This is a genomic window from Antarctobacter sp. (assembly GCF_965277915.1).
Lineage (GTDB): Bacteria > Pseudomonadota > Alphaproteobacteria > Rhodobacterales > Rhodobacteraceae > Antarctobacter.
In genome coordinates this window covers 1,593,304-1,612,916 of sequence record NZ_OZ255849.1, presented here as the reverse complement: position 1 = coordinate 1,612,916, position 19,613 = coordinate 1,593,304, and the positions used below count along the sequence as shown (strand labels likewise).

The window sequence follows — 19,613 nt, the reverse complement described above, 5'->3', positions numbered from 1 at the left end:
CGAAGGAACGCGCCCTGTTTCTTCTCTCTGAAAATACTCGAAATGGCGCAGGGTTTACCCCAAAGCGTGCCGCTTCTCGATCAGCCGGGCAAAGAAACTGGCGCCGATAGGGGCCACCGCATCATTGAAGTCGAAGGCCGGATGATGCGCCGACGGACCGATCCCCTGGCCAAGGAACAGAAACGCGCCCGGACGCGCCTCCAGCATGTAGGAGAAATCCTCTGCCCCCATTTCCGGCGGCAGGTCGTCGACGACGCGCGACGAGACCTCGCGCGCGATGTCCACGGCAAAGCGGGTCTGGTCTTCGTGGTTGATGGTCGGCGGATAGCTGCGCCGGTAGTCCAGGATCCCCTCGACGCCGTAGCCCTCGGCGACACTGGTCGCGATCTGCCGGATGCGGCCTTCGGCCATGTCGCGCACCTGCGGAGCGAGGCTGCGCACGGTGCCGCCCAGGGTGACCTCCTCGGGGATGATGTTCGGGGCGCTGCCTCCGTGGAACATGGTCAGCGAGACAACCAGCGCGCCCAGCGGATCGGTATTGCGCGAGACAATGGTCTGTAGCGCATGGCCGATGGCAAGGGCGGCCGGCATCGGGTCGCGGCAGGTCTGGGGATAGGCCGCGTGGCCGCCCTGCCCCCGGATGCGCAGGGTGAAATCATCCACCGCCCCCATGATCGGCCCGGGGCAGGTCCGGAACTCTCCAAGCTCTCCGAAGGGATCGGTGTGCAGGGCATAGACCTCCTCGACGCCGAAACGGTCCATGATCCCCTCTTCGACCATGATCCGCCCGCCACCGACGCTTTCCTCGGCCGGTTGAAAGATCAGCACGACGCGTCCCGTGAAACGTCGCGTGTCGGACAGGTATTTCGCCGCGCCCAGCAGCATCGCCGTATGCCCGTCATGGCCGCAGGCGTGCATCCGCCCCGGCACGGTACTGGCCCACGGGGCGCCGGTTTCCTCCTGCATGGGCAGGGCGTCCATGTCGGCGCGCAGGCCGGTCACCGGCCCCGGCCCCTGCCCGTCGATCACCGCCACGACGCCACTCTCTGCAATGCCTTCGTGGATGTCCGTGATGCCCATCTCGCGCAGGCGCGCGACGACAAAGCGTGCCGTTTCGTGACACTCCAGGCACAGTTCCGGATGCGCATGGATATGGCGGCGCCAGCCAGACATCTCTTCGGCGGCGGCAGCGATGGAATTGATGACGGCCATGATCTTCTTTCCGAGGCGGATTCCGTGACGCGTTGCGGCGCACTGGCTGGCATACATCCCCGGCACCGAAAACGCTGCGGGAAAGACGCGCCGCGTGCTATCATTACGTTGCGTCAACCTTTGGTTGGCGTTTTTTCATTGGGGGGATAATCACCATGTCGAATACATCTTACTCCATGATTACCGTCGCCCGTTGCGACACCGCTTTCCTGTCCGACGTGCTGGGTCACCTTGGCGGATTGTGTGACGATCTGAAATCCGGGGCCGGTGCCCTGATGACCCGGTACGGGGTCATTGCAACGGGCGATCATGCCGGGCATCTCGTTCTGCTGCAGGGCTACAGCGACATGAGCGGCATCGGAAAGGCCTTCGACGTCTATGGCACCTCTGCCGCCTACGACAAGATCGTCGGCAGTGGCAAGGTTCGCGTGTTGCTGCGCAACATCCTGAAAAGCGAGGATATTGGCGTTGACGAACAGCCGACGGAGGTTCCAGCCTACGGTGTCCTGACCCGCTGGGCCTCTCCCACGCCGCAGTCCGAGCGGATCGGGCGGGTTGCTCCGCTCATGCGGCAGAACGGTGCGATGGCCATACGCCATTTCACGATCATGACAGGGTCCGCCACCGGGCACCGTCTGATGGCGACGGGCTATCCATCGATGGATGCCATCGAAAAGACCTACGCCGCGCTGAACGACACAGAGGACTACAAGGCGTTCCTGACCGAAATCGACCTCGACTCCCGCAACATCGTGCGCGTGGCAGGCTGAACCGCCGAGGCCGCGCGCCCGGTTGCTGGACTCCCGTGCCGCCTTCCTGCATCCCTTGAGCCGAAGCTCGGAGGCAAGGCGCGATGAACAAGGACCTGATCCATGACCCCAGGGGCGGAATGCCCCGCCTGCTGGAAATCATGCGGCAGCTGCGTGATCCGGAAACGGGCTGTCCCTGGGACCTGGAGCAGACCTTCGCGACCATCGCGCCCTACACGATCGAAGAGGCCTACGAGGTGTCCGACGCGATCGAGCGCGAGGCCTGGGACGAGCTGAAGGGAGAGCTGGGCGACCTGCTGTTCCAGTCGGTCTTTCACGCGCAGATGGCCGCAGAGGCCGGTCTGTTCACCTTCGACGAGGTCGCCGACGGCATGTCGGACAAGATGGTGGCGCGGCATCCGCATGTCTTCGGCGATGAAAGCCGGGACAAGAGCGCCGACCAGCAGACCCGCGACTGGGAGACGATCAAGGCCGCAGAGCGCGCCGCCAAGGCCGAAAGCGGGGTGCTGGACGGGGTGGCGCTTGGCCTGCCGGCGCTGTTGCGCGCGGTCAAACTGCAAAAGCGGGCGGCGCGCGTGGGCTTCGACTGGCCCACCACGGACGAGGTCATGGACAAGCTGCGCGAAGAGATGGACGAGTTGCGCCAGGCCGAGGATGACGCCCATCGTTTCGAGGAGTTCGGCGACCTGCTGTTCGTCATGGCCAACCTCGGCCGCCACATGGGAATCGACCCGGAGGCGGCGCTGCGGGCCGCGAATGCCAAGTTCACCCGCAGGTTCCGCGCCATCGAGGCGGCCCTGGCGGAACAGGGGCGCCGCCCCGAGGACAGCGACCTGCAAGAAATGGATTCGCTCTGGGACGCGGCCAAGGCGGTGGAAAAGGCGCAGAAAGGCTGACCGCTCAGCCGTAGCCCAGCACCAGCAGCACCAGGGGAATCGTCACGATGGCGGCCAGCGTCTGCGCCGTGACCAGGCCGGCCATCAGCGTGCCGTCCCCGCCCAGTTGCCGCGTCAGCACATAGGCCGTGGGCGCCGTGGGGATGGCGGAAAAGACCACCAGAACCAGCGCCTCGACCCCGCCGAGGCCAAAGACCAGCGCCACGCCCGCTGCCAGTACCGGCATGCCCAGAAGGCGCAGCGCAGCATTGCCGCCCACAACCAGCCCGTCCCGCCCCAACGCGCGCGGTTGCAGCGCCGCCCCCACGCAAAGCAGGCCCAGCGGCAGGCTGCCCCGCGCCAGAAGTTCCAGGAAGGTGCCGATGCCAAAGGGCAGGCCCAGGCCCAGCAGCGCCAGCGCGATCCCGACAAGACAGGCCAGGATCAGCGGGTTCTTCAGCATCGTCCGGACCAGCGCGCCGGGACGGCTCAGCACGTCGCGTTCGCTCAGCGCCATGATCGACAGCACGTTGACCACTGGCACGCAGATCGCAAGGTAGACCGCCGCCCGTTCGATGCCGACATCTCCGGCAAGGCTCGCGGTGACGGCAAGGCCGAGGTAGGTGTTGAACCGGACCGTCCCCTGCAACGCAGGCCCGAACCGGGCCGAGGGCGCCGGAAAGATCCGCCGCGCCAAGGCAAGCCCGAGCGAAGCCAGCAGGATCGTCACCAGCGCCGCCGCGCCCAGCCGCAGGATCTGCGGATCGCCCAGAGGCGCGTCGACGAGGCTGGAGACCAGCAGCGCCGGGAACAGCAGGAAATAGTTGATCCGTTCCGCCGCGGGCCAGAAGCCCGCGTCCGGGAACCCCTTGCGCGCCAGGACAAAGCCCAAGCAGATCAGGGCAAAGAGCGGCCAGATCGTGATGAAGAGCACGGGGCGGGCTACCTTGTCACTGTATACGCGGCGTCATTGCCGGGTCGGGATCAACCAACAGAAAAAACGGCGCGCCAGAAAGGCACGCCGTTCCATCCTCACCCGAACAGGTGAAAAGAGCGGCTTACTGCGCGTCCGAGATGAACTTGACCGCGTCGCCGAAGGTCTGGATGGTTTCGGCCGCGTCGTCGGGGATCTCGATGCCGAACTCTTCTTCGAAGGCCATCACCAGTTCCACGGTGTCCAGGCTGTCGGCGCCCAGATCGTCGATGAACGAGGCGGATTCGGTCACCTTTTCTTCTTCGACGCTCAGGTGCTCGACCACAATCTTCTTCACGCGATCTGCGATGTCGCTCATGTCTCTTCCTCACAAGTCTGTCGGGCATTTCGCCCATTCTGCCCTGCCCGTGGCGTGGCGTCTTTTTGCCCTGACGGGCGGCTCGATCCCCCGGCACCCCGGGTGGGCCGGATGCGTACCATGGCACGCAACCGTCCGAAAATCTGCGCGGCCTATAGCACAGGCGGCGGGGATGGCAAACGCTTTCCCACGCCGCAGCGCAACAGGCTCTGGCGCCTACAACATGGCCATGCCACCGTTGACGTGCAACGTGGTCCCCGTAACGTAAGCCGCCTCGGGGCTGGCAAGATAGAGCACGCTGGCGGCGATCTCTTCGGGCGTGCCCATGCGCCCGGTGGGAATCTGCGTCAGGATCGCGCTCTTCTGGTCGTCGGTCAGCTTGTCGGTCATCGCGGTCTCGATAAAGCCCGGCGCGACGGAGTTCACGGTGATGCCGCGGCTGGCGACCTCGTAGGCCAGCGACTTGGACATGCCCACCATGCCCGCCTTGGCGGCGGCATAGTTGCCCTGCCCGGGGTTGCCGGTGGCCCCCACGACCGAGGAGATATTCACGATCCGGCCCCAGCGCGATTTCATCATGCCGCGCATCACGCCCTTGCAGAGCTTGAAGGTGGCGGTCAGGTTCACGTCCAGCACGCTTTGCCATTCGTCGTCCGACATGCGCATGAACAGATTGTCGCGTGTGATCCCGGCGTTGTTCACCAGGATGTCGACGCTGCCCATCGCCTCGGCGGCCTGTTTCGGCAGTGCAGCGACGGCCTCGGCGTCATCCAGCTTGCAGGGCAGCACGAAGGCGCGTTCGCCCAGTTCCGCGGCCAGCGCCTCCAGCGGCTCGACACGGGTGCCCGACAGGCCCACGTTGGCGCCCGCGCCATGCAGCGCCTTGGCAATGGCCCCGCCGATGCCGCCCGAGGCCCCGGTGATCAACGCGGATTTTCCCGTCAGATCGAACATGCTTGCTTCCTCTCCTGTCATTCCTTGGTCCGGGCCTCAGCCCTGCGCGGCCTCGACGGCGGCGGTGACATCCGCCGGCGTGCCTATGTTGCGCACGGCCGCCGGGCGGTGAATGCGGCGCACCATGCCCGACAGGGCCTTGCCCGCACCGATTTCCCAGAACTCCTCGACCCCGTCCTCGACCATGCGGGCCACGGATTCGCGCCAGCGGACCGCGCCGCAGATCTGCGCCTCCAGCAGGGCGCGGATGCGATCGGGGTCGCTCACCGGCGCCGCCTCGACGTTCGAGACAACCGGAACGGCGGGTGCCTGGATCGTGACCTCGGCCAGCGCCTTTGCCATTTCCTCGGCGGCGGGCTGCATCAGGGCACAGTGGAAGGGGGCGGAGACGGGCAGCATGACCGCGCGCTTGGCACCGGCCCCCTTGGCGATCTCGACCGCGCGTTCAACGGCGCCCTTCTGGCCGGAAATCACCACCTGGCCGGGATCGTTGTCATTGGCGGCGGCGACGACATCGCCCTGCGCGGCCTCTTCGGCGACCTTGCGCACGGCGTCCAGGTCAAGGCCCAAAAGGGCCGCCATGGCGCCCTCGCCCACCGGCACGGCGGCCTGCATGGCCTGCCCGCGCTTGCGCAGCAGGCGCGCGGCATCGGCCACGGTCAGTGCCCCTGCGGCGGTCAGCGCGGAATATTCCCCCAAAGAGTGCCCGGCGACAAAGGCCGCCTTGTCGATGCCCACACCCTCTGCTTCGAGCGCGCGCATCGCGGCCATCGAGGTGGCCATCAACGCGGGCTGGGCGTTCTGGGTCAGGGTCAGGGTCTCGATCTCGCCGTCCCAGACCAGAGCGGAGAGTTTCTCCCCCAGCGCCTCGTCGACCTCGTCAAAGACGGCGCGGGCCGCCGGATAGGCCTCGGCCAGGTCGCGGCCCATGCCGATGGTCTGGGCGCCCTGCCCGGGAAAGATGAATGCGCGGCTCATGCCCCTCTCCTCACCGTGAAATTGCGTCCGCCTGCCTTACTAGCCTGCGGAGGCTTGCGCAATCACCTGAGGAGGCGGGACTGACCCGCCGGGGTCAGCCGTCCTCGCCGCGCAGGCGCAGCGACATGCCCAGGCCGCCGCTCAGCATCAGGCAGGACAAGGCCAGCTTGAACGGCATCAGGATCGGCGCATCCAGCCCCATCGGCATGACCCAGATCAGGTAGGCGGCCAGCGCCAGCACGGAGCCCGCGATCCGGCGCATCATGCCCTCGGACAGGCGCGGCAGGGAAAAGGTGGACCCAAGAGCCTGGGAAGCATTGAAGTCTGTCAGGGCCATTTGGTTCGCTCCGATTGTTGGTTAACGACAGGTTAACCGCTCGATTGTGCCCGGAATGCGGCGCCGCCGAGGAAAATCCGAGGACCGCGCGCCCCCTTGCGCCACGCCCTGATCCGTGTATACGGAGCGCTCTCTTCGCAACGACGTTTACCCGCGCAGTCTCTCGTGGGCAGGGCGCGAAGAGATTAGGCCCCTGCCCTATGAAATGCGCCATGATAGAAATGGAGTGCACATGCCGCTTTACGAGCATGTATTCATCTCGCGTCAGGATCTGTCCAACGCGCAGGCTGAAGGCCTTGTCGAACATTTCAGCACCGTTCTCGCGGACAACGGCGGCAAGGTCGTCGACAGCGAGTACTGGGGCGTCAAGACGATGGCCTACAAGATCAACAAGAACCGCAAGGGCCACTACGCCTTCCTCAAGACCGACGCACCCGCGACGGCCATTCAGGAAATGGAACGCCTGATGCGCCTGCACGACGACGTCATGCGCGTTCTCACCATCAAGGTCGACGGCCACGACGAAGGCCCCTCGATCCAGATGCAGAAACGTGATGAGCGCGACGGCCGCCGTGAGCGCCGCAACCGCGACTGATACCTGAAGAAGAGGAGATAACTCATGGCTGCAAAACCGTTTTTCCGCCGCCGCAAGGTCTGCCCCTTCTCGGGCGACAACGCACCCAAGATCGACTACAAGGACACCCGCCTGCTGCAGCGCTATGTCAGCGAACGCGGCAAGATCGTCCCGTCCCGTATCACCGCCGTTTCGGCAAAGAAGCAGCGTGAACTGGCCCGCGCCATCAAGCGCGCCCGCTTCCTCGCCCTGCTGCCCTACGCCGTGAAGTAAGGAGTCCGCATCATGCAAGTCATCCTTCTCGAACGTGTGGCCAAGCTGGGCCAGATGGGCGACGTCGTCGACGTCAAGCCCGGTTTCGCACGCAACTACCTGCTGCTTCAGGGCAAGGCGCTGACCGCCTCGAAAGAGAACATCGCGCAGTTCGAAGAGCAGAAAGCTCAGCTCGAGGCGCGCAACCTCGAGACCCGCAAAGAAGCCGAAGCCCTGGGCGAGCGCCTGGACGGACAGAAGTTCGTCGTGATTCGCTCGGCATCGGACGGCGGCAACCTCTACGGCTCCGTCACCACCCGTGACGCGGCGAACGTGGCCAGCGAGAACGGCTTCTCGATCGACCGCAAGCAGGTGATCATCCGCCAGCCGATCAAGGAACTGGGCCTGCACGAAGTCGAGGTGCACCTGCACCCCGAGGTGATGGTCGTCATCACGCTGAACGTCGCACGTTCGCCCGAAGAGGCCGAACTGCAGGAATCGGGCAAGTCGATCCAGGACCTGGCCGCCGAGGAAGAGGCCCAGGCCGAATTCGAGGTCAGCCAGCTGTTCGACGACATCGGCAGCGCTGCATCCGACGACGACGGCGATACAGCCCCCGCCCGTTCGGACGAGGCCGCCGAAGGCGACGACGACTGATCCAGCGACGCTTCGCAGGACAAAAATTCAACCGCGCCGGATTCATTCGGCGCGGTTTTTTCATTTTTATCAGCGCCTTGCCGCATCGGTACATATAAACTTCATAAATCCGTAACACCCGTTTCACGTTGCCGGATCACATCAGAGGCTGTTGGAAGCCGCCGCAACACGCGGGCGGCTTTGCCAAGTATGCAAGCTGATATGAGGCCAGCCATGAAGAAATCTGACATTGTCGATCTGTCCTGGGACGATTTCGACGAGATGCGCGACCCGCGCCCTGCCCAGACCGACTTTGATGCCGTTGTCGAACGCGCCATCTCGCGCCGCGGTTTCCTGGGTGGTGCGCTGGCCTTCGGTTCGGGTGCTGCCGTCTTCGGCGCCGGCGTCCTGAGCTCGGCCACCTCGGCCCGCGCGCAGGCCGCCGCCTTCGACTTCGAGCCGATCGACATCGCCACCGATTTCGACGTCCACGTGCCCGCAGGCTACCAGTGGAAGCCGCTGGTGCGCTGGGGCGACGCCCTGTGGTCCGAGGCCGACGGCGCCTATTCGCCGGAAACCGGCGTGCCCGCCGCAATGGCCGACAAAGTCTTTGGCGAGAACACCGACGGGATGGAACTCTTCTCCATCGACGGCAAGCAGGTCATCGCGGTGAACTCGGAATATGTGAACCCCAAGATCAACCTGCCCGCCGCCAGCGAAGGCATGCCCAAGAGCGCCGAGGAAGTGCAGCTTCTCAAGCACTTGCAGGGTGTGACCGTGATGGAAGTGGCCGACACCGGCGACGGGTATGCCGTGGTCAAGGACAGCCCCTTCAACCGCCGCATTCACCATGACACCCAGATGGTCATGGATGGCCCCGTGGCCGGCTCGGACCTGGTCAAGACGAATGCCGACCCCGAAGGCATGAGCCCGCTGGGCACCATGAACAACTGTGGCTCGGGCCGCACGCTGTGGAACACGTACCTGACCTGCGAAGAAAACTTCAACGGCTACTTCGGTGCGACCGGCGAGTACGACGCGACCGAGGGCTTCAAGCGCTATGGCATCGGTGGCGAAGGCCGCTATGCCTACGAACAGTTCGACCCGCGCTACGACCTGTCGAAAGAGCCGAACGAACCCCACCGCCACGGCTGGGTGACGGAAATCGACCCCGCCGACCCGACCAGCACCCCGGTCAAGCACACCGCCCTGGGCCGGTTCAAGCACGAGAACGCCGCGATGGTACAGGCCGCCGACGGCCGGATCGTCGTCTACATGGGCGACGACGAACGCGGCGAGTTCATGTACAAATACGTCTCGAACGGCACCTGGGCCGAGGGTGAGCCCACCGACGGCCTGCTGTCGGACGGCACACTGTATGTCGCCAAGTTCAACGACGACCAGACCGGCGAATGGCTGGCCCTGACCCCGGAAACCACCGGCATGCCGATCGAGGACATCCTCGTCCACGCGCGTATCGCCGGCTCCAAGGTCGGCGCCACCACGATGGACCGTCCGGAATGGATCGCCGCACACCCGCTCAAGGCCGAGGCCTACTGCGCCCTGACCAACAACAAGAATCGCGGCATCAAGCCCAACGCCGGTGGCGACGAAACCCCGGTTGGCGGTCCGAACCCGCGTGAGACCAACAACTATGGTCAGATCGTGCGTTGGCAGCCCGAGGGCGGCGATCACGGTGCAGACGGCTTTGCCTGGGATCTCTATGTCATGGCCGGCAACCCCGAGATCTATGACAATGCCTACGGCGGCTCGGACAATGTCACCCCGGGCAACATGTTCAACTCGCCCGACGGCATGATCTTCGACACCAAGGGCCAGCTCTGGATCCAGACCGACGGCAACTACAGCAACGAGGGTGATTTTGCCGGCATGGGCAACAACCAGATGCTGGTCGGCAACACGGACACGGGCGAAATCGCCCGCTTCCTGACCGCCCCCTACGGCGCCGAAGTGACCGGCCTGTGCTGGTCCGAGGACCGCAAGGTGGCCTTTGTCGGCATCCAGCACCCGGGTGGCTCCTGGCCCGACGGCGAAGGCAAGCCGCGCTCCTCGGTCATCGCCGTGTGGCGCGAAGACGGCGCCGCGATCGGCTGATCTGCGCTCCCTGATCGACAACGAACCGCGCGGGTCTCGTCCCGCGCGGTTTTTCTTTGCCCCCGTCTGCGGATTTGCCCTGTCGCCGCAAGCCGCCTATGACTGGACACAACCAGACAGGAGACACGCGTGACCCAGGACTACCCCGTCTATGGCCGGATCGACGGCCCCATCGTCATCATCGGCTTCGGTTCGATCGGCAAGGGCGTCTGGCCCCTGATCGAACGGCATTTCGACTATGACGCCGACAAGCTGACCGTGATCGAACCGGACGCCGGACAGGCGAATTTCCTGCGCCAGCACAAGTTGAACCACCTCCAGGTGGCGCTGACGCCCGACAACTACCGCGAGGTTCTGGGCGGGCTGTTCCCGGACGGGAAGGGGTTCTGCGTCAACCTCTCGGTCGACACCTCCTCGCTGGACCTGATGAAGTTCTGCCGCGAGATCGGCGTGCCCTACATCGACACCGTGGTCGAACCCTGGGAGGGGTACTACTTTGGCACCACCGACAACGCGGCGCGCACCAACTATGCGCTGCGGCAGGCGGTGCGCGACGAAAAGGCGGCCAATCCAGGCGGCACCACGGCGGTCAGCTGCTGCGGCGCCAACCCCGGCATGGTCAGCTGGTTCGTCAAGGAGGCGCTCTTGACGCTGGCCAAGGACACGGGCCGCGACGTCAAGGCGCCCACGGACCGCGACGGCTGGGCCAGGCTGATGCAGTCGCTGGGCGTCAAGGGCGTCCACATCGCCGAACGGGACACCCAGGCGCGCCGCCTGCCCCGCCCGCGCAATGTCTTCGTGAACACCTGGTCGGTCGAGGGGTTCATCGCCGAGGGCTTTCAACCCGCCGAACTGGGCTGGGGCACGCACGAGACATGGTTTCCGGAAAACGGCCACCGGCAGGACAGCGGCTGCCAGGCCGGGATCTGGCTGGAACGGCCCGGCGCCATCACCCGCGTCCACACCTGGTGCCCCACACCCGGCCCGCAGTTCGGATTCCTCGTCACCCATAACGAGGCGATCTCGATTTCGGATTACTACACGGTGGGCGAAGGCGCCCACCCCGAGTTCCGCCCGACCTGTCACTATGCCTATCACCCCTGCGATGACGCGGTGCTGTCGCTGCACGAGATGTTCGGCTCGGGCCAGCAGCAGGAAAAGCATCACATCCTGACCGAGGACGAGATCGTCGAAGGGATCGACGAGTTGGGCGTGCTGCTATTCGGACACGAGAAAAATGCACTTTGGTTCGGTTCACGCCTGTCCAACGACGAGGCGCGCGACCTTGCCCCCTACCAGAACGCCACCGGCCTGCAGGTGACCTCTGCGGTGCTCGCGGGCATGGTCTGGGCGCTGGAGAACCCGAACGCGGGCATCGTCGAGACGGACGAGATGGACCACGCCCGCTGTCTGGAGGTGCAACGCCCCTACCTGGGCCCGGTCGAGGCGCATTACACCGACTGGACGCCACTGCAGGACCGGTGGGAACATTTCCCCGAGGACATCGACGAAAGCGATCCCTGGCTGTTCCGGAACGTTCTGGCAAGTTGAGACCCCGTCGGGATGGGGGGGCATCCCCCATCCTCCGGATCCGCAACGAAAAAAGCCGCCCCGAGGGGCGGCTTTTCCGTGTCTTGCAAGGGCCTGACGATCACTCGTCGTCCAGCTCTTCGACGGCTTTCTGCAGCTCGTCCTTGGTGATTTCCTTTTCGGACACCTGAGCCTGTTCGGCAATGTGGTCGACGACCTTGTCCTCGAAGATCGGCGCGCGCAGCTGCTGCTGCATCTGCGGGTTCTGGCGGACGTATTCGAAGAACTCGCGCTCCTGGCCCGGGTACTGGCGGGCCTGGTTCATGATCGCCTGGGTCATCTCGGCCTCGGAGACTTCGACCTCGGCTTTCTGGCCCAGCTCGGCCAGCAGCAGGCCAAGGCGCACGCGGCGCTCGGCCAGCTTGGTGTGCTCTTCGGTCGGCTCGATCTCGGGGTGATCGTGGCCCTCGACGTCGGGGTTTTCCTCGTGCCACAGCTGATGCGCGATCTGCTTGGCCTCTGCCTCGACCAGGGTCGGCGGCAGTTCGAAGGACACCATCTCGTCCAGCTTGTCCAGCATGGCGCGCTTCATCACCTGGCGCGAGGCGCCGGCATATTCGGCCTCGAGACGCTCTCGGATCTGGTTCTTGAGGCTCTCGAGATCCTCGGCACCGAATTTCTTGGCCATCTCGTCGTTGATCTCGGCGGCCTTGGGCGCCTTCACGGCCTTCACCGTCACGTCAAAGACCGCGTCCTTGCCGGCCAGGTGCTCGGCCCCGTATTCCTCGGGGAACTTGACCTCGACGGCCTTCTCGTCACCGGCGGAGACACCGACCAGCTGCTCTTCGAAGCCGGGGATGAACGAGCCGGAGCCCAGAGCCAGCGGATAGTCCTCGGCGGCGCCGCCCTCGAAGGCTTCGCCGTCGACCTTGCCGACGAAATCGATGACCACCTGGTCGCCGTCCTCGGCCGCGCCGTCCTTGTCCTCGAAGTCCTGAGCCGAGGAGGCCAGCGATTCCAGCGCCTCGTCAACGGCGGCGTCGTCTGCCTTGACCACAAGACGCTCCAGCTCGATGCCGGAGGCGTCGAACTCGGGGACTTCGGGCAGGGCTTCGTAGGTCATTTCGACGTGGATGTCGTCGCCTTCTTTCCAGTCCTCGTTGGTCATCTTGACCTCGGGCTGCAGCGCCGGGCGGTCGCCCGACTCCTCGAAGTGCTGGTTCATCGCACCGTCGATCACTTCCTGCATGGTCTCGCCCAGCACACGCTGGCCGAACTGCTTTTTCAGCAGCGGCAGCGGCACCTTGCCCTTGCGGAAACCCTTCATCTCGATGTCGGGCTGCGCCTCTTTGAGCTTTTCGGTGACTTTCTCGTCCAGCTCGGACGCCGTCACGGTGATGGCGTAGCCGCGCTTGAGGCCTTCGTTCAGCGTCTCGGTGACCTGCATGTCTCTTCCCTCGGAATTCAAGCGCCCCGGAAACCGGGGCGCGTCTGGTCGGCGAATTTGGCACCTTCTATTGCCCGAGGCGCCTGCGCGCAAGCCGCTTTCAGGCGCTTGTGCACAGGGTTTCGGCCCGCATTCGCCGATAATACGGCAAGGCGGCGTCATGTACCGCCGCCAGCCCGGGCGCGACAGCGGGCAAGGGCCCCTCGGCCCCGGCAAAGCCGGTAGAGCGGTGGACCGCGTCGTACCAATGGCTTGCCCAGACACCGTCATCGGCATGGCCCCCGGCAGGCCAGGCCAGCATCGCCGGATCGAAGTCCAGCCCGATCGCCGCGCAAAGCGCCCTGAGCGCCGCCTCGGGGGCGCGACGGATGTCGTGGCTGTCGATCACCGCATAGCGCCAGCCGCGGGCGCGCACCCTGTCGAAGATCGCGCATTGCTGGGCAAAGCCGATGTCCGCAAGGGTCGGATTCTCACGCTTGGCGGCATAGCTGGCCAGAACGCGGGCCGGGTGGCGGATCAGAAAGACATGCACCGCCTCAGCGGCCCAGTCGAGGCTGTCGCCGTCGAGGTGGTGATGGGTCATCAGCTTGAGATAGGAATGCGCCTGCCCGCCCGGAGCGGGTGCGGCACAGCGCCGGGCGACCTCCGCCGGATCGGGAATGCCCTCGGCGATGATTTCGGCGCCCATCGGGTGGTCGATCCCTGTCCGCGACAGGTAAGCCGCGTAAAAGGGCTCATCCCAGACACCGCAGTCCGGCCTGGCCCCGAAGGCATACATCATCGCGGTCGACAGGTTGCGCGGTCCGGACCAGCAGGCGATGTTCATGGGCGATTGTCCCCGTCTTGGCAGATAGTCGTCGCGCCTTTCTGCGCCGAAACGGCGCCCGCGTCGAGCGTTGGCGGATCAGGCGACGCAGGGGCCGGCGCGCCGTATACTTTTGCCCTGCGGGCAGCCAACGAACTTGCCGTTTTCAATGCTCTTGCCAAGTCCGGGCTTGGCGATGCCGACAGCAGGACGATGAGGCGGACCTCTGGCAAACCCCGTCTTTCACCCGGCGATTCGTACAACGCGCGGGACCGAACTCACCAAACCCGTCGATAATTTGATCTATTCCCGGGCCCGGACCAGTTGATCCCAGCCCGAAGTCGCCAGTTCATGCGGACATAGTTTTCCGCATGTCCTCGACCGGAAGAAACCCGATGGCACCGCTACAGCCCTGCGCCCCCCCGAGGAAGAGGCGCGCCCGCCTTGCCCGACTGGACGCGCGATCAGTCGCGGATGGTCATGCGGTCAAGCTGCCAGATGCTGCGGGCATAGATGACTTCTGTCCGGTAGGCGCTGGAAGAGCCATAGGGGTAGATCAACCAGAGCGGCCCCTTTTCCCGGCGCGACATGGTCTTGCCATCCATCTCGTAGGCCAGGATCGGCCCGCCCTCGACCGCATCCGTGATGGGCACCGTGACCGCGTAGTCATTGATCGCCTGCGCGTCGATTTCCTGTCCTTCGGCCCCGAGGTAGTCCAGCAGGTCGTTCAGAGCGACACCCGTGAATTCCGTGGTGCCGGCCGTCCAGATCGTCTCGGTCGTGATGGTGGTTTCGCCGATGTCGCGCAGCATCTCAAGATCCAGCCGAGCCTTGCCTTCGCCGTTGGTCACGGCAATCGACCCATCGACCGTCAGGATAACGGTGCCCTGGGGTTCCGGCAGATCATCGGCCAACGCAGCGCCGGCCAGGGAAGCGGCCAGCAAAAGGACAGTGCCGGCGGCACGCATATCAGGAAAGAGCAACATGAATCAGATCCCTCGGGTTGAATCGCATCTTTGCATGACCCCTTTAACAGAGCATGTGCGAATTGGGATGAGCGCCCTATCCGTCCGGATAGGCAATAAATGGACCGGGACACCTCGGTCCCGCCAAAATGCCGATAAGGTCCGCAGCTTTCCTTTCGCGAGACTCGGCGAGGCCCCCCCGCCCGCCTCTCTTTCGGCCGTTAGCTGTCCGCTCCGCGTGCCTCGGCCATGACGCGATAGACCTCGCGCCGCGCGCGGTTGATCGCGCCCAAAGGACGGTGCGCGGGCAGGCTCGTCCAGGGCGAAAACCGCAGGGCCTCGGCCTGCGCGATCCGTTCGGCGCTGTTCTCCTGCCGGGGCAGCACGATTTCGGCCAGCGGTTCGAAGACCGCACCGGCGGCGTTCCAGTCGACACGCGCGTCCTCGACAGGCTGGCGCTCGGGATCGTCCTGTATCACCACGCCGAACATCATGCGCGCCTCGTCGGCGCCCAGGGCCTGCCAGAGCCGCCTGCCCAACCCGTTCGCGCATTGCACCGGATCGGCAGGCGCGCCCTGCCCCTGCACCCTGTATTTCACCGTCAGGTCGCCCAGCCGGTACGGCGTGGTGCTGTGATACGTAAGCGCCAGCAACGAGCCCGGCCGCCGTCCCGCAAAGGCACGCGCCGCCCGCAGGACGCGCCGGTGAAACAGCCCCAGCATGACCAGCCCGCGCAAGGCACGCATCAGCCGCAGCGGGCTGCCCCCTTTGCTGCGCAGCGCCTGAACCGGCAGGAAATGCCGGTTGAAGGGCATGTAATCCGCCATGTCCTTGCAGAAGTAGACCGGGTGATCGACCAGCACGAAGTCCTGCTCTCTCAAATGCCCCTGCCCCGGCTGCAGTTTCATGCCCGGTATCTCCAGCAGCTTGATCGCCATGCCCCGCACGTCGCGCGCCCTGTCATCCTGTTGGCCGCCGTTGGAAAAGCGCACCAGGCAGGCGTGATCGGCGCCCGGCTGAAACACGCCCTGCGCCAGCGCCTGCGGCAGGTCTGACCGCACCCGGAACCGCCCCTGCAGCAGTGCGTGATGCTTGGCGTGCTGGCCGCGTTTCACGACGCCGTCGCGCCGCGACAGCGTCTGCAGGTTGGCCCGTGTCAGACGCAGTATCTCTGCCGCCTCGTCCGCCGGAACGTGCTCATACCCCATCAAAGCGACTTGAGATAATCGAGCAGCAGCGCCTTTTCCGCGCCGGGCAGGTCCGTGCCCCAGAGATGCCCGCCATTGCCGTTGCCGGTCAGTGACGTGTCCAGCTCAAACCCCGTCTCACAGGTGAACCCGACCCGTTCCGTGTCCAGCACCGAGCACCCGCGAAAAAAGCTGACCGGCCGCGTGTCCGGTGGCGACAAAAGGTCTGCCAGCGTCGGGACAGAGCCATTGTGCAGGTAAGGCGCCCGCATCCAGATCCCGTCCAGCGGCATGTTGGCGTAGCCATCCGTGGTGCGGTAGTTGCGAAAGCGCCAGGAGTAGTTCTGGCCCACGTCACCGAAATAGCGCACCATTTCCGCATCGAACAGGTCGGTACGCTGCGGGTCCGTGCCCAGGATCGCAAGGGACGTCACCTGCCCCAGGCTGGGACTTCCCGGATCGTGGCAGCTGTCACATCCCTCGCGCTCGTAGATCGCGCGGCCCTGCGCCACCCGGTCCGCGTCCAGCGGCAAGGGCCAGTCCGGCGCCGGAAACGCCATCAGCCAGTCCGAGACCCGCTCGATCGACCGACGTTCCAGCAACCAGTCCGCGGCGCCCCCGGCCAGCGCCGCCGAGATATTGCGTTCGTCCAGCGACCGGTTGTTGCCGTCCCAGTGAAACCAGCCGTAGGTGCGCAGCCGCTGATTCCAGACCGAGGGGAAATCGACCACGCCGACACGGCTGTCGCCGGAGGGATTCAACCCCCAGCGTTCGCGCCAGAAATTGCCCGCGTCCGTACGCCCGGGCCCATGCGGCGGACGGTTGTCCATCCAGGCCAGCCGGGCCTCCAGCGTCGCGACCTCCTCGGCCAGCCGGGGAAAGACCACCCTGCGCAGCACCAGCCTGTCGACCCAACCCAGCGGCCGACCGTTCGCCTCTGCCGCCTGGATCACCGCATCGGGGGTCAGACCGGAGTCCTGCGCGGCATCGGTCAGGAACCGGATATAGGCCTGGATATCCAGCGCGTTGTTGGGCGCCCCCAGAACCAGATGCCGCGACCCGTCGATTTCATAGGTCGAGACATGGCAGGTGGCACAGTTGAAGCCGACCCGTTCGACACCGATGCGGCGCACCGAGACACCGATGGGCAGGTCCTTGCCCACTTCGCGGAGGAACCCGAACCCGGCATAGCCCTCCGGGAGTTCCTCGGCAAAGATCGTGGGCAGTTCGCGCCAGATGGCAAAGGGGAAGCCGTCAACCTCGGCCCCGATGGAGCCGTATTTGAAATGCTCGACCACATCCTCGAAATGAGTGGCTGGCCAGGGTTTTATGGTCAGCCGCTTGTATTCCAGGAACAGCGCGGCGCCCAGCAAAGCCAGGAACACGATCAGCAGCAGCCGTTTCATGATACATCTATGGCGCGAAAAAATTTGGACATAACCCCTTAAAGCTGCCACAGTTGGCCCCATTAATGAAGGTTTTATTGAAAGGGGCGTGGCCATGGGCACGGCCTCGACGAGGACACCGCGCAAGGGATTTCGCATCGACTGGGCGGTCTGGCGCCGCACCTTCCTGCAATTGACCTGCCTGCTGGTGGGCGCGATGATGTTCTACCGCGGTCTGCTGAACCTCTTTGGCTATCCCTCTCCCTGGGTCTCGCTGTTTCCGGGCACCCCGATCCTGGGCGCGCTCTGCCGGGTGCCGGAATACTGGGAACGCTGGACCTTGGGGCCGATCTTCATGGGCGGCGTGTTCGGCATCGTGCTGATGTGGCGCGAGTTGCGGATCGGCTGGTGGATCTTCACCGCGCTGAATTTCCTCGTCGGCTACTGGTTCATCTTCATTCTCGAGGACATCTGGCAGCACCACGTCCTGCCGCATATCGTCTTTTCCGCCGTCTTCCTGCCCTTCTACCCGGGCATGAAACGGTCCGAATGGCTGGCGGCGCGCATCAACGGCCTGCTGGCCCGCATCGCGGAGCTGGCCCTGTCCCAACTGACCCGCCCCTGGGTCGCGCGGTTGGTCGAGGCAGTGCCGTTCCTGCACCGCAAACTGAACGCCCTGTTGATCAACCGGATCGTGATGCAGGCGCGCCCGCGTCCACATCCCTTTTCGACGATGGCGCCCTATACCTCCTGGTCCAGCCTGACCGACAGGACCTGGGCGGGCCGTCACCTGGGTGTCAGCGAGATCGACCAGGACAGCCTGCCGGGATGGGAGGGCGACGCCGGTCTCAAACCGCTGTTCGAACGCCCCGACGGCACACAGGTGCTGTGCCCGAAATCCACCTGCCTCTTTCCCAGCTTCGCGCAGTACCTGACCGACGGGTTCCTGCGCACCCTGCCCGAAAGCATCGGCGGCGACACCCCGGACCCCGAGCGGCGCAAGCGCAATACCTCGAACCATGAGATCGACCTTTGCCCGCTTTATGGCCGCACCCCGGAACAGACCCGCCTCCTGCGCGTCCCTGACCCGGACCATGCTCATCGGGGGCTGCTGCGGTCTCAGCGGATCGACGGCGAGGAGTTCCCCGAGTTCCTCTTTGCCGGCGAAGAAATCCGGCCAGAGTTCGAAGGGCTGGACCCGCCGCTGGGCCTGACAGACCTGCTGAAATCCTGCGCCTCGGACGACCCGGCCACTGCCGCGGGCGCACGCGCCTTTCGCGACGCGCTGTTCGCTGTCGGGGGTGACCGCGTCAATTCGGTGCCGCAGGTGTCGATGATGAACACGCTTTTCCTGCGGGAACACAACCGGTTGGCGCGCGAAATCGGCGCCCGTCACCCGGACTGGGACGACACCCGCGTGTTCGAAACCGCGCGCAACGTGGTCGTTGTGCAGTTCATAAAGATCGTGGTCGAGGACTACATCAATCACATCGCCCCCTTCGCGTTGCACCTCATGGCGGATCCGTCGGTCTGCTGGCATGCGCCCTGGAACAAGCCCAACTGGATCACGACGGAATTCAGCCTGCTTTATCGCTGGCACGCGCTGATCCCCGATGCGATCACCTGGGGCGGGACGGAACACCCGGTGGGCCGCAGCTATTTCATGAACAACCTGCCACTGATCCAGACCGGTCTGAAACGCGGGTTCGAGGACATGAGCGCCCAACCCGCCGCCCGCCTTGGGCCGCGCAACACCAACGACAGCCTGCTGAACATCGAGTGGGACTCGATCCGCCAGGGGCGGATCTGCGAACTGGCCTCTTACAACCACTACCGCAGCTACCTCGGCCAGGCTCCCGCCAGGGCCTTCGACGAGGTCAGCAGCGATCCGGCGGTCGCCGCGCAGCTGGCGCGCGCCTATGGTTCTGTCGAAGAGGTGGATTTCTTTACCGGGATCTTCTGCGAGGACCGCGTGCCCGGATCGCCCCTGCCCCGCACGATCCTGTCCTTCGTCGCGCTGGATGCCTTTTCGCAGGCCCTGCCCAACCCGCTGTTGTCGGAGCACGTGTTTCCGCCGCCGCCCGGGTTCGACGAAGATCCGGCGATGGACCACCCCACCTTCACCCGCTACGGCTGGGAGCAGATTGGCGCCTGCGGATCGTTGCGTGACATCATCGCGCGCAACGTCGAGGCGCCGGAGACGCTGGGATTCATCGGCATGACGCGCCCCGGTTGGCAGGGGGAATAGCCCTGCGGCGAGGACGGCCATTAGGACAGCCATAAAAAAGCCCGCCCCTTG

At 65.2% G+C, this 19,613-nt stretch carries 19 protein-coding genes; 8 read left to right on the top strand and 11 right to left on the bottom strand.

The genetic code is table 11. The annotated features are described in order from the left end of the window. Positions 1-54 precede the first annotated feature (54 nt). Positions 55-1,212, bottom strand: coding sequence for a M20 aminoacylase family protein (locus ACQY5B_RS08655; protein WP_420325591.1), 1,158 nt, complete (start codon positions 1,210-1,212; stop codon positions 55-57). 155 nt (positions 1,213-1,367) lie between these two features. On the opposite strand from ACQY5B_RS08655, the gene ACQY5B_RS08650 reads away from it, so the two are divergent. Both ACQY5B_RS08650 and mazG read left to right on the top strand, forming a co-directional pair. Further along, positions 1,368-1,982, top strand: a complete 615-nt coding sequence (locus ACQY5B_RS08650) for a DUF6854 domain-containing protein (protein ID WP_420325592.1) — start codon at positions 1,368-1,370, stop codon at positions 1,980-1,982. Between the two features lie 83 nt (positions 1,983-2,065). Further along, on the top strand, positions 2,066-2,878 hold the full coding sequence (mazG, locus tag ACQY5B_RS08645) for a nucleoside triphosphate pyrophosphohydrolase (RefSeq protein ID WP_305968452.1): 813 nt from the start codon (positions 2,066-2,068) through the stop codon (positions 2,876-2,878). Positions 2,879-2,882: 4 nt separating this feature from the next. Here mazG and ACQY5B_RS08640 read toward each other — a convergent pair whose 3' ends face one another. From ACQY5B_RS08640 to ACQY5B_RS08620, 5 genes are all read right to left on the bottom strand, one after another. Next, a complete protein-coding gene (locus ACQY5B_RS08640) occupies positions 2,883-3,791 on the bottom strand; it encodes an AEC family transporter (RefSeq protein ID WP_420325593.1) in 909 nt (302 codons plus the stop codon). 124 nt (positions 3,792-3,915) lie between these two features. Continuing rightward, positions 3,916-4,149 carry an acyl carrier protein gene (locus tag ACQY5B_RS08635; RefSeq protein WP_043143437.1) on the bottom strand — a complete coding sequence of 78 codons (234 nt, stop codon included), beginning with the start codon at positions 4,147-4,149 and terminating at the stop codon, positions 3,916-3,918. A 216-nt stretch (positions 4,150-4,365) separates the two neighbouring features. After that, a complete protein-coding gene (fabG, locus tag ACQY5B_RS08630; protein ID WP_420325594.1) occupies positions 4,366-5,103 on the bottom strand; it encodes a 3-oxoacyl-ACP reductase FabG in 738 nt (245 codons plus the stop codon). Positions 5,104-5,139: 36 nt separating this feature from the next. Continuing rightward, the gene (gene fabD / locus ACQY5B_RS08625; RefSeq protein WP_305968455.1) at positions 5,140-6,081 is read right to left on the bottom strand and encodes an ACP S-malonyltransferase; all 942 of its coding nucleotides are present in this window, start codon (positions 6,079-6,081) and stop codon (positions 5,140-5,142) included. 94 nt (positions 6,082-6,175) lie between these two features. Beyond that, positions 6,176-6,418 carry a hypothetical protein gene (locus ACQY5B_RS08620; protein WP_305968456.1) on the bottom strand — a complete coding sequence of 81 codons (243 nt, stop codon included), beginning with the start codon at positions 6,416-6,418 and terminating at the stop codon, positions 6,176-6,178. 232 nt (positions 6,419-6,650) lie between these two features. On the opposite strand from ACQY5B_RS08620, the gene rpsF reads away from it, so the two are divergent. The 5 genes from rpsF to ACQY5B_RS08595 all read left to right on the top strand — a co-directional run bounded on the left by rpsF (position 6,651) and on the right by ACQY5B_RS08595 (position 11,546). Beyond that, positions 6,651-7,013 carry a 30S ribosomal protein S6 gene (gene rpsF / locus ACQY5B_RS08615; protein WP_305968457.1) on the top strand — a complete coding sequence of 121 codons (363 nt, stop codon included), beginning with the start codon at positions 6,651-6,653 and terminating at the stop codon, positions 7,011-7,013. Between the two features lie 24 nt (positions 7,014-7,037). Then, positions 7,038-7,265 (top strand): 30S ribosomal protein S18, encoded by a 228-nt coding sequence (rpsR, locus tag ACQY5B_RS08610; protein ID WP_058310770.1) that lies wholly within the window; start codon positions 7,038-7,040, stop codon positions 7,263-7,265. A 12-nt stretch (positions 7,266-7,277) separates the two neighbouring features. After that, entirely contained in the window at positions 7,278-7,901 is a 624-nt protein-coding gene (rplI, locus tag ACQY5B_RS08605; RefSeq protein ID WP_305968458.1) for a 50S ribosomal protein L9, read from the top strand. A gap of 213 nt (positions 7,902-8,114) precedes the next feature. Beyond that, on the top strand, positions 8,115-9,995 hold the full coding sequence (locus ACQY5B_RS08600) for a PhoX family protein (RefSeq protein ID WP_420325595.1): 1,881 nt from the start codon (positions 8,115-8,117) through the stop codon (positions 9,993-9,995). Positions 9,996-10,124: 129 nt separating this feature from the next. Continuing rightward, positions 10,125-11,546 carry a homospermidine synthase gene (locus ACQY5B_RS08595; protein WP_420325596.1) on the top strand — a complete coding sequence of 474 codons (1,422 nt, stop codon included), beginning with the start codon at positions 10,125-10,127 and terminating at the stop codon, positions 11,544-11,546. Between the two features lie 100 nt (positions 11,547-11,646). Here the strand turns inward: ACQY5B_RS08595 and tig are convergent, their stop codons facing one another. The 5 genes from tig to ACQY5B_RS08570 form a co-directional block, all read right to left on the bottom strand. Beyond that, positions 11,647-12,972 (bottom strand): trigger factor, encoded by a 1,326-nt coding sequence (gene tig / locus ACQY5B_RS08590; RefSeq protein ID WP_305968461.1) that lies wholly within the window; start codon positions 12,970-12,972, stop codon positions 11,647-11,649. Positions 12,973-13,072: 100 nt separating this feature from the next. Beyond that, the gene (locus ACQY5B_RS08585; protein WP_420325597.1) at positions 13,073-13,798 is read right to left on the bottom strand and encodes a sulfotransferase-like domain-containing protein; all 726 of its coding nucleotides are present in this window, start codon (positions 13,796-13,798) and stop codon (positions 13,073-13,075) included. A 443-nt stretch (positions 13,799-14,241) separates the two neighbouring features. Further along, positions 14,242-14,763 carry a putative pterin-binding protein gene (locus ACQY5B_RS08580; RefSeq protein WP_420325598.1) on the bottom strand — a complete coding sequence of 174 codons (522 nt, stop codon included), beginning with the start codon at positions 14,761-14,763 and terminating at the stop codon, positions 14,242-14,244. 200 nt (positions 14,764-14,963) lie between these two features. Then, entirely contained in the window at positions 14,964-15,950 is a 987-nt protein-coding gene (locus ACQY5B_RS08575; protein ID WP_420325599.1) for a catalase, read from the bottom strand. Then, positions 15,950-17,335 carry a c-type cytochrome gene (locus ACQY5B_RS08570; protein WP_421917677.1) on the bottom strand — a complete coding sequence of 462 codons (1,386 nt, stop codon included), beginning with the start codon at positions 17,333-17,335 and terminating at the stop codon, positions 15,950-15,952. Before ACQY5B_RS08570 ends, ACQY5B_RS08575 begins: the two co-directional genes overlap by 1 nt. Before the next feature lie 94 nt (positions 17,336-17,429). Here ACQY5B_RS08570 and ACQY5B_RS08565 point away from each other — a divergent pair, with 94 nt between their 5' ends. Further along, positions 17,430-19,562 carry a peroxidase family protein gene (locus tag ACQY5B_RS08565; protein ID WP_420328677.1) on the top strand — a complete coding sequence of 711 codons (2,133 nt, stop codon included), beginning with the start codon at positions 17,430-17,432 and terminating at the stop codon, positions 19,560-19,562. Positions 19,563-19,613: the final 51 nt, after the last annotated feature.

Coding starts and splice junctions, on each gene's coding strand:
- ACQY5B_RS08575 (WP_420325599.1), bottom strand. CDS start 15,950: ATGGGGTATGAGCACGTTCCGGCGGACGAGGCGGCAGAGATACTGCGT.
- rpsF (WP_305968457.1), top strand. CDS start 6,651: ATGCCGCTTTACGAGCATGTATTCATCTCGCGTCAGGATCTGTCCAAC.
- ACQY5B_RS08620 (WP_305968456.1), bottom strand. CDS start 6,418: ATGGCCCTGACAGACTTCAATGCTTCCCAGGCTCTTGGGTCCACCTTT.
- ACQY5B_RS08580 (WP_420325598.1), bottom strand. CDS start 14,763: ATGTTGCTCTTTCCTGATATGCGTGCCGCCGGCACTGTCCTTTTGCTG.
- fabG (WP_420325594.1), bottom strand. CDS start 5,103: ATGTTCGATCTGACGGGAAAATCCGCGTTGATCACCGGGGCCTCGGGC.
- ACQY5B_RS08655 (WP_420325591.1), bottom strand. CDS start 1,212: ATGGCCGTCATCAATTCCATCGCTGCCGCCGCCGAAGAGATGTCTGGC.
- rpsR (WP_058310770.1), top strand. CDS start 7,038: ATGGCTGCAAAACCGTTTTTCCGCCGCCGCAAGGTCTGCCCCTTCTCG.
- ACQY5B_RS08585 (WP_420325597.1), bottom strand. CDS start 13,798: ATGAACATCGCCTGCTGGTCCGGACCGCGCAACCTGTCGACCGCGATG.
- ACQY5B_RS08570 (WP_421917677.1), bottom strand. CDS start 17,335: ATGAAACGGCTGCTGCTGATCGTGTTCCTGGCTTTGCTGGGCGCCGCG.
- tig (WP_305968461.1), bottom strand. CDS start 12,972: ATGCAGGTCACCGAGACGCTGAACGAAGGCCTCAAGCGCGGCTACGCC.
- ACQY5B_RS08635 (WP_043143437.1), bottom strand. CDS start 4,149: ATGAGCGACATCGCAGATCGCGTGAAGAAGATTGTGGTCGAGCACCTG.
- ACQY5B_RS08600 (WP_420325595.1), top strand. CDS start 8,115: ATGAAGAAATCTGACATTGTCGATCTGTCCTGGGACGATTTCGACGAG.
- ACQY5B_RS08565 (WP_420328677.1), top strand. CDS start 17,430: ATGGGCACGGCCTCGACGAGGACACCGCGCAAGGGATTTCGCATCGAC.
- fabD (WP_305968455.1), bottom strand. CDS start 6,081: ATGAGCCGCGCATTCATCTTTCCCGGGCAGGGCGCCCAGACCATCGGC.
- mazG (WP_305968452.1), top strand. CDS start 2,066: ATGAACAAGGACCTGATCCATGACCCCAGGGGCGGAATGCCCCGCCTG.
- ACQY5B_RS08650 (WP_420325592.1), top strand. CDS start 1,368: ATGTCGAATACATCTTACTCCATGATTACCGTCGCCCGTTGCGACACC.
- rplI (WP_305968458.1), top strand. CDS start 7,278: ATGCAAGTCATCCTTCTCGAACGTGTGGCCAAGCTGGGCCAGATGGGC.